11 protein-coding genes are annotated in these 14,419 nt (G+C 73.7%); 6 read left to right on the top strand and 5 right to left on the bottom strand.

Annotated features, from left to right (window positions below; translation table 11 throughout):
- The first annotated feature begins 101 nt into the window (after nucleotides 1-101).
- Both ACGF5U_RS18920 and ACGF5U_RS18915 read left to right on the top strand, forming a co-directional pair.
- Nucleotides 102-1,487 (top strand): 8-oxoguanine deaminase, encoded by a 1,386-nt coding sequence (locus ACGF5U_RS18920; RefSeq protein ID WP_392715543.1) that lies wholly within the window; start codon nucleotides 102-104, stop codon nucleotides 1,485-1,487.
- A gap of 404 nt (nucleotides 1,488-1,891) precedes the next feature.
- Entirely contained in the window at nucleotides 1,892-3,241 is a 1,350-nt protein-coding gene (locus ACGF5U_RS18915; RefSeq protein WP_392715829.1) for a nucleobase:cation symporter-2 family protein, read from the top strand.
- Between the two features lie 234 nt (nucleotides 3,242-3,475).
- Here the strand turns inward: ACGF5U_RS18915 and ACGF5U_RS18910 are convergent, their stop codons facing one another.
- Nucleotides 3,476-4,072: a TIGR03086 family metal-binding protein gene (locus tag ACGF5U_RS18910; RefSeq protein ID WP_392715544.1), complete on the bottom strand. Its 597-nt coding sequence runs from the start codon at nucleotides 4,070-4,072 to the stop codon at nucleotides 3,476-3,478.
- A gap of 30 nt (nucleotides 4,073-4,102) precedes the next feature.
- Nucleotides 4,103-4,729, bottom strand: coding sequence for a hypothetical protein (locus ACGF5U_RS18905; RefSeq protein WP_392715545.1), 627 nt, complete (start codon nucleotides 4,727-4,729; stop codon nucleotides 4,103-4,105).
- Nucleotides 4,730-4,994: 265 nt separating this feature from the next.
- Here ACGF5U_RS18905 and ACGF5U_RS18900 point away from each other — a divergent pair, with 265 nt between their 5' ends.
- Complete coding sequence (locus ACGF5U_RS18900) at nucleotides 4,995-5,921, top strand: fibronectin type III domain-containing protein (RefSeq protein WP_392715831.1); 927 nt, start codon at nucleotides 4,995-4,997, stop codon at nucleotides 5,919-5,921.
- 243 nt (nucleotides 5,922-6,164) lie between these two features.
- Here ACGF5U_RS18900 and ACGF5U_RS18895 read toward each other — a convergent pair whose 3' ends face one another.
- Nucleotides 6,165-6,944: a ricin-type beta-trefoil lectin domain protein gene (locus ACGF5U_RS18895; protein ID WP_392715546.1), complete on the bottom strand. Its 780-nt coding sequence runs from the start codon at nucleotides 6,942-6,944 to the stop codon at nucleotides 6,165-6,167.
- A 246-nt stretch (nucleotides 6,945-7,190) separates the two neighbouring features.
- On the opposite strand from ACGF5U_RS18895, the gene ACGF5U_RS18890 reads away from it, so the two are divergent.
- Nucleotides 7,191-9,038, top strand: coding sequence for a hypothetical protein (locus ACGF5U_RS18890; protein ID WP_392715547.1), 1,848 nt, complete (start codon nucleotides 7,191-7,193; stop codon nucleotides 9,036-9,038).
- Nucleotides 9,039-9,227: 189 nt separating this feature from the next.
- Here the strand turns inward: ACGF5U_RS18890 and aceB are convergent, their stop codons facing one another.
- Both aceB and ACGF5U_RS18880 read right to left on the bottom strand, forming a co-directional pair.
- On the bottom strand, nucleotides 9,228-10,850 hold the full coding sequence (gene aceB / locus ACGF5U_RS18885) for a malate synthase A (protein ID WP_392715548.1): 1,623 nt from the start codon (nucleotides 10,848-10,850) through the stop codon (nucleotides 9,228-9,230).
- 298 nt (nucleotides 10,851-11,148) lie between these two features.
- Nucleotides 11,149-11,772: an NTP transferase domain-containing protein gene (locus tag ACGF5U_RS18880; RefSeq protein ID WP_392715549.1), complete on the bottom strand. Its 624-nt coding sequence runs from the start codon at nucleotides 11,770-11,772 to the stop codon at nucleotides 11,149-11,151.
- 273 nt (nucleotides 11,773-12,045) lie between these two features.
- On the opposite strand from ACGF5U_RS18880, the gene ACGF5U_RS18875 reads away from it, so the two are divergent.
- The gene (locus tag ACGF5U_RS18875; RefSeq protein ID WP_392715550.1) at nucleotides 12,046-13,974 is read left to right on the top strand and encodes a protein kinase; all 1,929 of its coding nucleotides are present in this window, start codon (nucleotides 12,046-12,048) and stop codon (nucleotides 13,972-13,974) included.
- On the top strand, nucleotides 13,971-14,372 hold the full coding sequence (locus ACGF5U_RS18870) for a DUF5955 family protein (protein WP_392715551.1): 402 nt from the start codon (nucleotides 13,971-13,973) through the stop codon (nucleotides 14,370-14,372). The genes ACGF5U_RS18875 and ACGF5U_RS18870 overlap by 4 nt, the downstream gene beginning before the upstream one ends.
- The last annotated feature ends 47 nt before the right edge of the window (nucleotides 14,373-14,419 follow it).

Below are 14,419 nucleotides of genomic sequence, written 5' to 3'. Positions count from 1 at the left end.
GTTCTTCACTCTCTCGGCACCCGCGGCCGACCGGCCGCGGCACTCAAATCCTCCTAGGGTCCTGCCGTGCCCTCCCGCCACTGACAGACGAAGGACGCACCATGGCATCATCGGCAGCCCAGCGCATCGTCATCGACAACGTCGCCATCGCGACGGTGGACGCCCACGACACCGAGTACGCCTCGGGTCACCTCGTCATCGCCGGCAACCGGATCGAGTCGATCGGAGCGGGCAGAGCCCCCGACGGCCTGACCGACGTGGTACGCCGCATCGACGGCACGGGCCACCTCGTCACCCCCGGCCTGGTCAACACGCACCACCACTTCTACCAGTGGATCACCCGGGGCCTGGCCACCGACCACAACCTCTTCAACTGGCTCGTCGCGCTCTACCCGACATGGGCGCGCATCGACGAGCGGATGGGGTACGCGGCCGCGCAGGGCTCGCTCGCGATGATGGCCCGCGGCGGTGTCACCACCGCCATGGACCACCACTACGTCTACCCGAGGAACTCCGGCGACCTGTCCGGCGCCATCATCAGGGCCGCCTCCGAGATGGGCGTCCGCTTCACGCTGGCCCGCGGCTCCATGGACCGCAGCGTCAAGGACGGCGGCCTGCCGCCGGACTTCGCCGTCGAGACCCTCGAAGGCGCCCTCGCCGCCACCGAGGAGACGGTGAAGAAGTACCACGACGCCTCCTTCGACGCGATGACCCAGGTCGCCGTCGCCCCCTGCTCCCCGTTCTCGGTCTCCACCGAACTCCTCAGGCAGGGCGCCGAACTCGCCCGCAGGCTGGGCGTGCGCATGCACACCCACGGCTCGGAGACCGTCGAGGAGGAGAAGTTCTGCCATGAGCTCTTCGGCATGGGCCCCACCGACTACTTCGAGTCGACCGGCTGGCTCGGCGAAGACGTGTGGATGGCCCACTGCGTCCACATGAACGACTCCGACATCGAGGCGTTCGCCCGGACCAGGACCGGTGTCGCGCACTGCCCCTCCTCCAACGCCCGCCTCGCCGCCGGTATCGCCCGCGTACCCGACATGCTCAAGGCCGGCGTCCCTGTCGGCCTCGGTGTGGACGGCACCGCCTCCAACGAGTCCGGCGAACTCCACACCGAACTGCGCAACGCCCTGCTGATCAACCGGCTCGGCGCCCACCGCGAAGCCGCCCTGAACGCCCGCCAGGCCCTGCGCCTCGGCACCTACGGCGGCGCCCAGGTCCTCGGCCGCGCCGACCAGATCGGCTCCCTGGAGCCCGGCAAGCTCGCCGACCTCGTGCTGTGGAAGCTGGACACCCTCGCCCACTCCTCCATCGCCGACCCGGTCACCGCACTGGTCTTCGGCGCCGCCGCCCCGGTCACCGCCTCCTTCGTCAACGGACGGCAGATCGTGGAGAACGACCACCTGCTGACCGTCGACGAGGACGCCATCGCGCGTTCCACCCGGGACGAGGCCCAGCGCCTCGCCCGCATCGCCGCCCAGGGCTGAGCCCCGGCGCCGATCCACGAAGTCCGGCCGAGGGGGACGGCCCTCGGCCGGTCGCCGTGGACCCGAGCGGGGTCCACGGCAGCCGCACCGGGGGGTGCCGTACCGCAATGAGGAACGGCACCCCCCGGGACGGTGAAGCGTCCCCTGCCCGACCCGTACCCCCGCGCACCACTCCGACGGCACGGCACACACCGATCCGGGACGGACCGGGGCCCGCACCCGCACTCCTTCCACCACACGCCGCACGCACCACTCGCACCACCTCCCTGAAACCCGTGTCACCGCCGACGCGTAACCGACCGGAGGAACCCGCCGTGGCCGCTAAGCCAAGGTCCCGCAACGACGCAGGCGCCGCCCCCGACGACCGGAAGCATCCGGTCGACGAGACGCTCCCGCCCCTGAAGATGTTCACCAGCGGTCTGCAACACGTGGCCGCCATGTACGCGGGCGTCGTGGCCCCGCCCCTGATCGTCGGAGCCGCCGTCGGGCTCTCCGCGACCGAACTCACGTTCCTCACCGGTGCCAGCCTCTTCACCGCCGGCCTCGCCACCTTCCTCCAGACGCTCGGCATCTGGAAGATCGGCGCACGGCTGCCGTTCGTCAACGGCGTCACCTTCGCCGGTGTCGCGCCCATGCTCGCCATCGTCGACACCACCGCCGACAAGGCCGACGCACTCCCCGTGATCTTCGGCGCGATCATCGTCGCCGGCGCGCTCGGCTTCCTCGCCGCACCCTGGTTCAGCAGACTCGTCCGCTTCTTCCCACCGGTCGTCACCGGCACGGTCATCACCCTCATCGGCGTCTCGCTGCTCCCCGTCGCGTTCGGCTGGGCCCAGGGACCGAATCCCGCGGCGGACGACTACGGCTCCACCACGTATCTCACGCTGGCCGCGATCACCCTGGTCCTCGTCCTGGCGCTGCGCCGCTTCACCCGCGGCTTCCTGAAGCAGATCGCGGTGCTGATCGGCCTCGTCCTGGGCACCCTCATCGCCATACCGTTCGGCGTCACCGACTTCAGTCCCGTCACCGAGGCGTCCCTCGTCGGATTCCCCACCCCGTTCCACTTCGGCGCCCCGCAGTTCGCGCTCGCCGCGATCATCTCCATGTGCGTCGTGATGCTCGTGTCGATGACCGAGTCCACGGCCGACATGCTGGCGCTCGGCGAGATCGTGGAGAAGCCCGCCGACGAGAAGACCATCGCGGCCGGGCTGCGCGCCGACACGCTCGGCTCGGCCCTCAGCCCCCTGTTCAACGGCTTCATGTGCAGCGCCTTCGCCCAGAACATCGGGCTCGTCGCCATGACGAGGATCCGCAGCCGCTTCGTCGTCGCCGCGGGCGGCGGATTCCTCGTCCTGATGGGTCTGTGTCCCGTCGCGGCCTCGCTCATCGCCGTCGTACCCCGCCCGGTCCTGGGCGGCGCAGGCGTCGTCCTGTTCGGCTCGGTCGCCGCCAGCGGTATCCAGACGCTGGTCAAGGCCGGCCTCGACAAGGACAACAACGTCCTCATCGTCGCCGTCTCACTGGCCGTCGGCATCATCCCGATCACGGCGCCGGAGTTCTACCACGCGTTCCCCGAGACCGCGAAGATCATCCTGGACTCCGGGATCTCGACGGGCTGCGTCGCGGCCGTCCTCCTGAACCTGGTCTTCAACCACCTCGGCTCCCGGCGCGACGCCGACGACGTGACCGCTCCCATGGAGCCGGGCGAGGAGATCTCCGACGCGCGCACGACCCAAACGGCGCCGGTGCACTGACGGGTGCGCCCGGCCCCCTGACGGCCTGGCCGGGGCGTCAGACGCCCGGCCAGGCCATCAGGTTCAGCCGCCCGCGTCCTGTCGTCCGGCGACCGCCGCGCCGAGACCGAGCATCGAGTACGGGCGGCCCGGATGCTCCGTACGGCCCCGGCTCGTCCGTCCCGCCCCGGCTCGGCCGCACCGCCCCGGCTCGTCCGTCCCGCCCCGGCTCGGCCGCACCGCCCCGGTCAGGGCCTACCGCTCCGGGCGCCAGTCCGGTCGGCGGCCGCTCAGCGCGACCACGCGGTGGAGCAGCGGTGCTCCGTCCGGGACCGGGACAGGGCGCCCGAACGGGCCGCCGTCGCCGCGCGTGTCGGCGTCGGTGGCCAGCAGGGCGTACGAAGCCCGGAGCGCCGCCTCGTCCGGCGCGTACGCCTGGCCCGTCGCGCGGGCGAGGTCCCAGCCGTGGACCAGCACCTCATCGAGCGCGACGAGCCCCGCGACCCCGCCGGGCAGGACGACCCCGCCTGCCCGAGTGGTGCCGTGCCATGCCTCGGGTGCGCGCCAGGCGGCGGCGAGCTCGTCGAGCCGGTGGGGGAGCGCGGCCCGCCAGTCGTCGTCGAGCACGGGCCGGACAGCCCCCGGGTCCGTGTCCGTGGTGGGCCCGAAGTCCTTCCGCGCGGCGTCCCGGAAGGCGAGCGTCAGCCCCATGACGTGGCCGAGGAGGTCGCGCACGGTGTAGTCGGGGCAGGGCGTCGGGTCGCCGAGCCGGTCGTCGGTGATCCCGTCCAGCAGCGCGGTCATTGCGTGGGCGACCGGCCCGAGGTCGATTACTTCGACATGTGTGTCCATGGAAGGGGAGACCGCCGCGGTGCCCGGAACTCATCGCCCGGCGCCTCGTCCGATCCGTCGCCGGCACTCCTCGGCCAGCCCCGGATACGCCTGCGCGATCGCTCCGTACACCCGCTCCCGCAGCAGTCGCTCCGCCTCGCCCCGCCCGGTCGCCGCGAACAGTCCGTCCAGCAGCGCGTCGTACGACCTCAGCGCATGCCTCAGATAGTCCACCTGCCACCGCACGAGAGCCGCCCCCGGCGTGTCGCACGCCGCCTCACTCGCTCTCTCACCAGGGCACCGCCCGCTTGTGCCTCTCGCCTGCAACAGCCGCCCATGCCGAGCCGCCCGCCGCTCCAGTTCCGGTCCGGGCAGGATCGGCACCCGGATGGGCTCCGCCCGGATCGTGGCCAGCACCGCCTGCCGCCGCCGCTCGGCCGCTGCCCGGGCCACGGTGGCGTCCGGCCCGGCGCCGGCGCGCGCGCACGGCCCGAACTCCGGCGTCCGTTCCACCGCCTCCACCCGCGCCAGCAGATACAGCCGCACGGGCGCGACCGACCACAGCCGGGGATTGCGCCCCTGCACGTCGGGCTCCCCCAGCAGGGCGTGGACCATCCCGTCGGTCCAGCCTCGTCGCCGCAGCCCCTCCAGCGTCATGTACACCGAACGATCCGTCACGACTCCCCCTTCGGTCGTTACAGAGAGTGACGAATCCAGTGAAGCGCACCCCACTGACAACGCGTCCGGAGTCCGTCGCCCACCGCCTCTTGAAGCCCTCCGCCGGATGTGTCATACAGGTCTGGACCAATGCCCCGCCGTCCCACGGCCTCACCGTCCCACGGCCTCACCGTCCCACGGCCTCACCGTCCCACCGTCCCACCGTCCCGCCGTCCAGCAGGAGGCCCCCGTGCAGCAACGCCCAGCCGCCCTCGCGGTGTCGGCCATGTCGGCCGCGCTCCTGCTCGCGGCATGCCAGGGCGACGACGCCCGGGACACGCGCCCCCCGTCCAGCCCCACCGGGGTCACCGCGCAGGCCGGCAGCGCCACCTCCGTGCACGTCATGTGGGAGCGGTCCGCCGACGACACCGGGGTCACGGCCTACGACGTGTTCCAGCGGGACCGGAAGGTCGTGAGCCTGCCGGCCGGACGCACCATGGTCGACGTCGACCGGCTCGCGCCCTCCACCACGTACACCTTCACCGTCCGCGCCCGTGATGCCGCGGGGAACCTGTCCGAGCCCAGCACGTCCGTCACCGTCACCACTCCGGCCCTGACGCCGGACGACCGCACCGCCCCCACTCGTCCCGTGGGCCTCCAGGGCACCGTGCACGGCAGCCGGGCCGTCACCCTCGCCTGGCGGCCCGCGCGCGACGACATCGCCGTCACCGCGTACGACATCTACCAGGAGGACTCACGGATCCACAGTGTGGCCGGGACGGCGACCACCGCCCGGATCACCGGTCTGCGGCCCGGCACCGTCTACACCTTCACCGTCCGGGCGCGCGACGCCGCCGAGAACTCGTCGCCCGACAGCGACCCCGTGGACCTCGCCACCGCGCCCGGGCCCGGCGACGGCGCCAGTACGGCACCCACCGGGCTCACCGCCCGCGCCCGCCCCGGGGAGATCGTGCTCACCTGGACCCCGCCCTCCACCGGCGGACCCGTCAAGGAGCACCAGCTCTACCTGAACGGCGCGTTCGCCACGACCGTCGTCTGGGGCACCGAACCGCCGTCCGGGACGGCCACGTACACCGTCACCGTGACCGACCCGCCCGGCACCCGCTACAGCGTCAAACTCCGCGCCAGACTGCCCGACGGGACCTGGGGGGACTTCTCGGCGCAGCGGACCGTGGTCGTCGTCGGCCGTTGACAGACGAGGGACGAGGGACGAGGGACGAGGGACGAGGGACGAGGGACGAGGGACGAGGGACGACGGACGACAGACGACAGACGACAGACGAGGGACGGCAGACGACGGACGACGGACGACAGCCGAGGGACGACGGACGACGCGCGACTCGCCCCCGCGCGCGGGCGCGGAGGCGAGTGAGCGTGGCGGCGGGTGAGCGTCGCCGCCCGGTGAGCGCCGCGGCCGGGTCACCGGCCGTCGGCGTCAGGAGCCCAGACCCGGGCCCGTCCACTGCTGGTTGGTGTGGTGCGGCGTGCAGTCCCAGATGCCCAGACGGGTGCCGTTGCCGGTGCCCCAGCCCAGGGCGTCCAGGCAGCGGCCCGAGTGGACACTGCGCAGCAGACCGCCGGGGAGCTTCTCCCAGAGCTGGTTGCCCGCGCCGTGGCAGGTGTTGAGGCCGAGGAGCGAGCCGTTCTCGGTCTTCGCGTACTGCACGTCCAGGCACTTGCCGAGCGCCCGGAGCGTCCCGTCGGCCTCCAGCTTCCAGGACTGGGCGGCGGTGCCGTTGCAGGAGTACAGCTGGATGGGCGTGCCGTCCTTGGTGTTGGCGCCCTTGACGTCGACGCACTTGCCGGAGTGGTCGCCGACGATCTGCCCGGCGCCCGGCTGCGGCGGCGGGACGCAGTAGACCTCGACGAGTACCTGCCAGTAGCCGGGGCTCAGCTCGCCGCCCCTCGGACCCGCCGACTTCTTGCAGTTGGCCGCCGGGTAGCCCTCACGTTCCGCCGCGGCGTACGCGGTGGCCCACGCGGCCTCCACGGCGATGGCCCACGGGCCGTAACCCGTGCCCAGGAAGTACTTCGGGACCGTCGGAGCGAGCGCGGTCTCCGCCGCCCCCGCCGTGGTCCTCGCCGTCGCGGCGGTCACGGCGGTCTCCGCCGCCGGGGCGCCGTCCCTCGGTGTCGCCGTCGCCGTCCCCCCGAACAGCGTCGCGCCCGCCATCACGGTCGCGGCCACCGCGGCCAGCCATCGAGCCAACTTCACGGTCGTTCCTCTCGGTCGGTCGTTTCCTGCGGACATCACAGGTGCGGGCGCCCATGTCCTGCGACGGACGGGACGCTACCGGCGCGGCGGGCGGGCGGAGTCTCACGGAAGTCTCAACTTCGCCTTACCGCAGGTACGTCCGGTCGCTAGGTTCACTCCGACCAACGGGGATCTTGGCGGCCTCGGGGACTACAGGGACCACGGGGATCAAGGGGATCAAAGGGATCAGGGAGGGGCGTCGGAGCGGTGGAGACGACGGCACGAAGACGGGTGGCCGGGGCGCGCGCGGCCGACCTCACCCGGCTGCGCGAGGCGGTGGCGGCCCACCGGCTGGTGAACCTGACGGGGCCGCTGGGCATCGGGAAGACCTGGCTGGCCGCGCGGGCATGGACGATCGAGCACCCGGCGCATACGGAGCACCCCGCGCACCCGGCGCGTCCGGAGGACCCCGCGCACCCGGTCGTCCTCGACGGCGTCGACGGGGAGGCGCGGGCGGACGCTGCGCGGCGGACGTACGAGGAACGCACCGGCGCGCGCACCGTGGTGATCAGCCGCCGCCCGCTCACCGCCTTCGACGGCTGGGCGGACCACAGCCCCGCCGTCGTCACCCTGGCACCTCTCCCGGACGACGACATCGACGCCCTCGCGCGGGCGGCGGGGATCGAGGAACCCGACGCGCGGGCGCTCGCCGTGCGCCTCGCTGGCGGTGTGCCGCTCCTCGCGGCGGCCGCCTGCCGGGCCCTGCACGCCGGGACGGCACCGGACGCGCCCGGCGCCGTCGCGGACCGGGTCGCCGACGAGATCCTCCAGCGGCTCGCGGGCGAACTGCGCGGCGGCCGCACGCGCCATGCCCTCAGGCTCCTCGCCACCGTCGGGGCGGCCGACGAGCGACTCCTCGCGGGCGGGCCCGACCTGTTCGCGGCCCTCGCCCGGCTCAGCGTGGTGAGCCGCGGCCCGCTGGGGCTGACCGTACGCGAGCCGTACCGTACGGTCCTGGAACTCGCCTACCGCTGGCGCCTTCCGACCGCGCACCGCACCGTGCGGGCGCGCGCCGTGACGTACCGCCACGCCCTCCTCGCGCGGGCACGCGACCAGGCCGAGCGCGCCGACCTCGTCGAGCAGGGACTGTTCCTGACCGGGGACCCCGGCCTGCGCGGCTCGCTGTTCCCGCCCGCGGAGTCGGCCGCCCGCGTGGGTCCCGCCCAGGACGGCGACGCCGAAGCGGTCGCCGGGCTCATGCACCGGTGGGCGCTGCGCGGCGGCTTCGACCCGGGCCGGGCCGGGCGGCTCGCCGAACACTGGATGAGCCACGACATCGGCGCGTTCCACCTGGCGCGCGACCGCGACGGCCGGCCCGTCGGCCTGGCCGGGCTGCTCCCGTTCGACGAGCGCACCGCCGACGGGGCGGAGCCGCTGCTCCAGCAGCACACCGAGCGCCTGCTGGGCGGCGGCGACGGGCGCGGCGGGCTCCTGCTCGGCGCCGCGTACTGCCCCGAGCCGGCGACCCACGCCCGGATCCTCCGGTACATCCTGCGTCACGCCGTCGCCTCCGGGCACCTGGTCGTCTCCACGGCGAGCCCCGACTACCAGGGCCTCGTCCAGGGGCTCGGGTTCCGCCCGCACGGCGGCATCCGCGACGACATCTACCGCTGCGGGCGCCGTCCCGAGGTGTACAGCAACGACTTCACCGCGACCGCCCTGCCCTGGTGGCTGCGCCGCCTCGGCCGCCCGGCCGACCCCGGCCGCGTCCCTGACGACCGCCTGGTCGCCGAGGTCAGCCGGGCGCTGAGCCGGATCCGGGACCCGCGCTCCCTCGCCGGCAGCCCCCTCGTGGGCTCGCCCGTGACGCCGACGGCCGCGCGCCTGGGATCCTGGCTGCACGACGCGGTGCTGGAGCTCGGCACGAGCGACGCCGACGCCGACGCCGAAGCGGCGGCGATCCTCCAGGCGTACTACCTGGCCGGCGCCGACAGCCACCACCAGGTCGCCCACCGCCTGCACATGAGCCGAGCCACCTACTTCCGCCGACTCCGGCGCGGCCTGGAGACGATCGCCGCCCGCTTCACGGCCGAGAGCGCGGAAGGACACGTCTGAACGGGGCGGGAGGCCACTTCCGGCGCGTTCCGCTTCGGAGCCGGCGGCGGGCGGGCGGCGGGTGGCTCGCCGCGAACAGCGCCACCGCGCAGGCGACCGCCTGACCGACATGACGCCGCCCCCGGTGCCGTGCGGCGATCGGGGGCGGGGCCTGTCGTGTCGGGGTGGGCCGATCGGCTGCTGTGCGGGTCAGCCGATCAGCTGCTCGTACGCGGGGAGGGTGAGGAAGTCCGCGTAGTCCTCGTCGAGCGAGACCTTCAGCAGCAGGTCGTGGGCCTGCTGCCAGCGGCCGGCCGTGAAGGCCTCCTCGCCGGTCTCGGCGCGGATAGCGGCCAGTTCCTCGGCCGCGACCTTGCGGGCCAGCTCCGGGGTGGCCGTCTCGCCGTTCTCGAAGACGACGCCCGCGTTGATCCACTGCCAGATCTGGGAGCGGGAGATCTCGGCGGTGGCCGCGTCCTCCATCAGGTTGAAGATGGCGACCGCGCCGAGCCCGCGCAGCCAGGCCTCGATGTAGCGGATGCCGACCTGGACGGCGTTGCGCAGGCCCTCGTAGGTGGGCTTCGCGTCGAGCGAGTCGATGGCGATCAGGTCGCCGGCCGCGACGGAGACGTCCTCGCGGAGGCGGTCCTTCTGGTGCGGCTTCTCGCCGAGCACCGCGTCGAAGGAGGCCATGGCGATCGGGACCAGGTCGGGGTGGGCGACCCAGGAGCCGTCGAAGCCGTCGGCGGCCTCGCGGTCCTTGTCGGCCTTCACCTTCTCGAAGGCGACCTTGTTGACCTCGGGGTCCTTGCGGGACGGGATGAACGCCGCCATGCCGCCGATGGCGTGCGCGCCGCGCTTGTGGCAGGTGCGGACGAGGAGTTCGGTGTACGCGCGCATGAACGGCGCCGTCATGGTGACCGCGTTGCGGTCCGGGAGGACGAACTTCTGCCCGCCGTCACGGAAGTTCTTGACGATCGAGAACAGGTAGTCCCAGCGGCCCGCGTTGAGGCCGGACGCGTGGTCGCGCAGCTCGTAGAGGATCTCCTCCATCTGGTACGCGGCCGTGATGGTCTCGATGAGGACGGTGGCGCGGACGGTGCCCTGCGGGATGCCGACGTAGTCCTGGGCGAAGACGAAGATGTCGTTCCAGAGGCGGGCCTCCAGGTACGACTCGGTCTTCGGGAGGTAGAAGTACGGGCCCTTGCCGAGCTCCAGCAGGCGCTTCGCGTTGTGGAAGAAGTAGAGGCCGAAGTCCACCAGCGCGCCGGGCACCGGGCGCCCGTCGAAGCGGAGATGGCGCTCCTCCAGGTGCCAGCCGCGCGGCCGCATCACGACGGTGGCGAGCTGTTCGGCGGGCTTCAGCGCGTACGACCTGCCCGTGCGCGGATCGGTGAAGTCGATCCTCCGCTCGTACGCGTCGATCAGGTTGAGCTGGCCGAGGACGACGTTCTCCCAGGTGGGGGCGGACGCGTCCTCGAAGTCGGCGAGCCAGACCCTGGCGCCCGAGTTGAGCGCGTTGATGGTCATCTTGCGGTCCGTGGGACCGGTGATCTCCACACGGCGGTCGTTCAGCGCGGCCGGGGCCGGCGCGACCCGCCAGCTCTCATCCTCCCGGATCCGTGCGGTCTCGGTGAGGAAGTCGAGGGTGCTGGTGCGGGCGATCTCGGCGCGGCGCTCGGCGCGGCGGGCGAGGAGTTCGTCACGGCGCGGGGTGAACCGCCGGTGCAGTTCGGCCACGAAGGCCAGGGCCGCGTCGGTCAGAACCTCGTCCTGCCGCGGCAGGGGCTCGGCTTCGACGATGGCCAGCGGAGACGGCGCTGGTGCGGACATGTGCTGTCACTTCCTTCGGCGGGCTGGGCGGGGCGCCGTACCGCGGCCGACGATCCGGGGCGGACGGCACTGAGTGCCGCAGGAGCCGACCAACGGTCGCAGGCGCCTTTTGACGATCGAACGCTTCTGATCAGTGGATAGTAGTTTCCTTATGGTGGAAGTTCAATGGTTTGTTGATGTCGAGATTCTTCGGGTCGACAGAACGTGGCTCTCAGTGCCGCGTCGTGCACGCCCGGTTCACACGCCCGGCCCGCTTCCCGCTCCCACGCCCGGCCCGCTCCCCGCTCATACGTCCGGCTCACTCAAGGCGGCCCAGATCCCGCACCGTGTCGATGTCGTACGGCTCGGCCACGTCCGCACACGGCACCGGCGTGATCTCCTCCGCGTGCGTCCGGAGATAGACGCGTGCCCCCCGATCGCCCTCCGCACTCGCCGCCACGTCCGCCCAACGGTCCGCCCCGATCAGCACCGGATGGCCGCGCTCGTCGTCGTACACCGCCGCCGCCAGCGAGGCCCGCGACCGGTACGCCGCGACCACCCGCGCCACGGCCCGCGCCCCGATGCCCGGCTGGTCCACCAGCGACACGACCGCCGCGTCCGCCCCCGACCCGGCCAGCGACTCCAGCCCCAGCCGTAGCGAGGAGCCCATGCCCCGCTCCCACTCCGGGTTGTCGACCAGTACGCAGCCGGGCAGCGCCGCCCGCTCCCGTACCGTGTCGGCGGCCGCGCCCAGCACCACGTGCACCACCCCGCACCCGCCCTCCCGCAGCACCGCCACCGCGTGTTCCACCAGGGGCCGCCCCCGGTGCTCCAGCAGGGCCTTCGGGCGGCCGCCGAGCCGCCGCCCTCCTCCCGCCGCCAGCAGCAGCCCGGCGATCAGGGGCGCGGCCGGTCCGGGCCGGGGGAGGGGTCCAGTCGTCATGGGTTCCATGAGGAGTGCATACCGCACGGCCCGCGTGGCCATCGCACGGTTCTCGCGGCACGGGCGGCACGGGCGGCACGGGCGGCCCGCGCCGCTCCCACGGTCCGCGCGGCTCCCACGGTCCGCGTGGCCATCGCACGGCCCGCGCGGCTCTCGCGGCCGCCGCGCGTGGAGCGGCGGGGCCCGCCTTGGATAGGGTGCGGGTCCGGCATGGGAGTGCATGACGAGCATGCACGTGCACAGGGTGAAGTCCGGTTCAGGAGACATGGGTTGATGAGTGGTGGTCCGTCGCGCCAAGGAACGGTCTTCCAGCCTCTGGAGGACGGCGATCCGCGCGCAGTCGCCGGATACCGGCTCGCCGCACGGCTCGGCGCGGGCGGCATGGGCAAGGTCTATCTGTCGTACACACCGGGCGGCCGGCCCGTCGCCATCAAGGTGATCCGGCCCGACTTCGCCCAGGACCAGGAGTTCCGGCGGCGGTTCGCCCAGGAGGTGCAGTCCGCACAGCGCGTCCAGGGCCTCTACACGGCGCCCGTCATCGACGCCGACACCGACACCGGGCAGCCCTGGCTGGCCACGGCGTACGTCCCCGGCCCCTCCCTCGCCGACGCGGTCCAGAACCACGGGCCGCTGCCCGTCGACACCGTGCTGCTGCTGGTCGCCGGGATCGCCGAGGCCCTCCAGGTCATCCACGGCGCCGGCATCGTGCACCGGGACCTGAAGCCCGGCAACGTGCTGCTCGCGTCCGACGGGCCCCGCGTCATCGACTTCGGAATCGCCCGCGCCGCCGACGCCACCTCGCTCACCAGCAGCGGCGTCACCATCGGCACCCCGTCGTTCATGGCGCCCGAGCAGGCCGCCGGCAGCAAGGTCACCCCCGCCACCGACATCTTCGCGCTCGGCCAGGTCGCCGCGTACGCCGCGCTCGGCAGCCCCGCGTTCGGCGAGGGCACCTCGCACGGGGTGCTGTACCGCATCGTCCACGAGGAGCCCGCCCTCGACGGGCTGCCCGAGCGGCTGCGGGAGCTGGTGACCCGCTGCCTCGCCAAGGAACCGGCCGAACGCCCCTCTGTCGCCGAAGTCCTGACGCTGTGCCAGGCGGCGAACGACCAGACGTCGCTGCGCCGCCCCGAGGAGTGGCTGCCGGGCGCCGTCGCCGCCGACATCACCACCCGCGCGGCCGCGCCCGCCCCGGCCGCGTCCACCACTCCGCCGCCCCCCGCCACGGCCCCCTCCGCCCCCGCCTCGCCCGCACCCGGACCGGCCCATCCGCCGACCGCGCACGCCACGCCCTCGGCGCCCCCGCAGGGCTTCGGCCCGCCGCCCACGGTCGGCCAGGCACCGGCGCACGGCCACGTCCCCGGCCCCGACGCAGCGGGACCGCACCAGGCGACCCCGCCGCCGCACGGCCAGGCGCCGGGACCCGTACCCCCGCCCGGCGCGCGGGGACCCGTACCGCACCCGTACACACACCCCGTCGTCGGCGCGCCGTACGGTGCGCACCCGGCGCCCGCGCCCACGCTCACCCCCGGTGGCGCGGCACCGAAGCGCGGGCCCCGTGTCGGTCTCATCGCCCTCGCGGCGGTCGTCGCGTTCGCGGTCGCCGGTGGCGTCACCGCGTACGCCCTGCTCAAGGACTCCGGCGACCAGGGCCGACAGACCGGGGACAGGGCGGCCGGCAGCGCCGCCCCGGCCGCCTCGCCGGACAGCGGCAGCACGGGCGACGACCAGGAGGCGGGTGCCGACACGGCCGGAGGCGGTACCGGAGGCGATGGCGCGGGCGACGGCGGGGTCGCGGACGGCGGCCCCTCCACGCCGCCCGAGCCGGTCTCGTACCGGTCCATCGACCTGACCGAGGGGTACGAGCTCGCGCTCGCCGACGACCCGGTCAAGCCCAAGGACGACAACGGCGACGTCAAGTACGGCATCTCTGGCCTGTCCACGCCGAGCAGCGGCCGGCTCGTCGTCCTGCGCGCCGGTCAGGACGGGAGCCTGACGACGTGCCTGAGCGAGACCCGCTACACCACCTACGTCCGCAGCAGCCAGCTCTCCAAGGGGTCCCGGCTCTGCCTGCAGAACGGCGCGGGCGATGTCGCGCTCATCACCGTCCAGGGGTTCTCCCCGGAGTCCGATCCGAGTGACTACGTCACCCTCGACCTGACGGTCTGGCGCGGCGCGATGGACGTCGAACAGTCGAGTTGAGCGGAAACGGCGGCGCGGGCGTCGACGGCGGCGCCGATCCGAGAGTCGAGCGGCTCGGCGCCGCCGTCTCTCGGCTCCGTCGTGAACTGGCGCTGCTGCGAGCCGACGTCAAGGACCGTGGCGTCGCCGAGGAGGAGCTCGCCGCGCTCGCGGCCATGACGGCGGGCGCCCTGGCGGCCGGCGGGGCGCCGCCCGAGTCGCACCGGCTGCGGCGGGCGCTGCTGCTGGTCGCCGGTGCGATCGGCTCGGTGAGCGCGCTGGCCGCCGCGCTCACCGAGGTGCGCGACGCGATCGACGCGTTCGGCGAAACGTCACGCCACCACCCCGGAACACCCCCGGCCACCCCGCCGCCCCGGCCGCGCACGCCACCACCCCGCGCCCCCTCCGACGGCCCGTGACCCCGCCGCCCCGACCGCGCACGCCGCTGCCGCCCCGGCCGCCCGCA

Source organism: Streptomyces sp. NPDC047886 (genome assembly GCF_043204435.1).
GTDB lineage: Bacteria > Actinomycetota > Actinomycetes > Streptomycetales > Streptomycetaceae > Streptomyces.
Note: the sequence above shows the minus strand (reverse complement) of the source record. Positions and strands in the feature narration are given on the sequence as shown.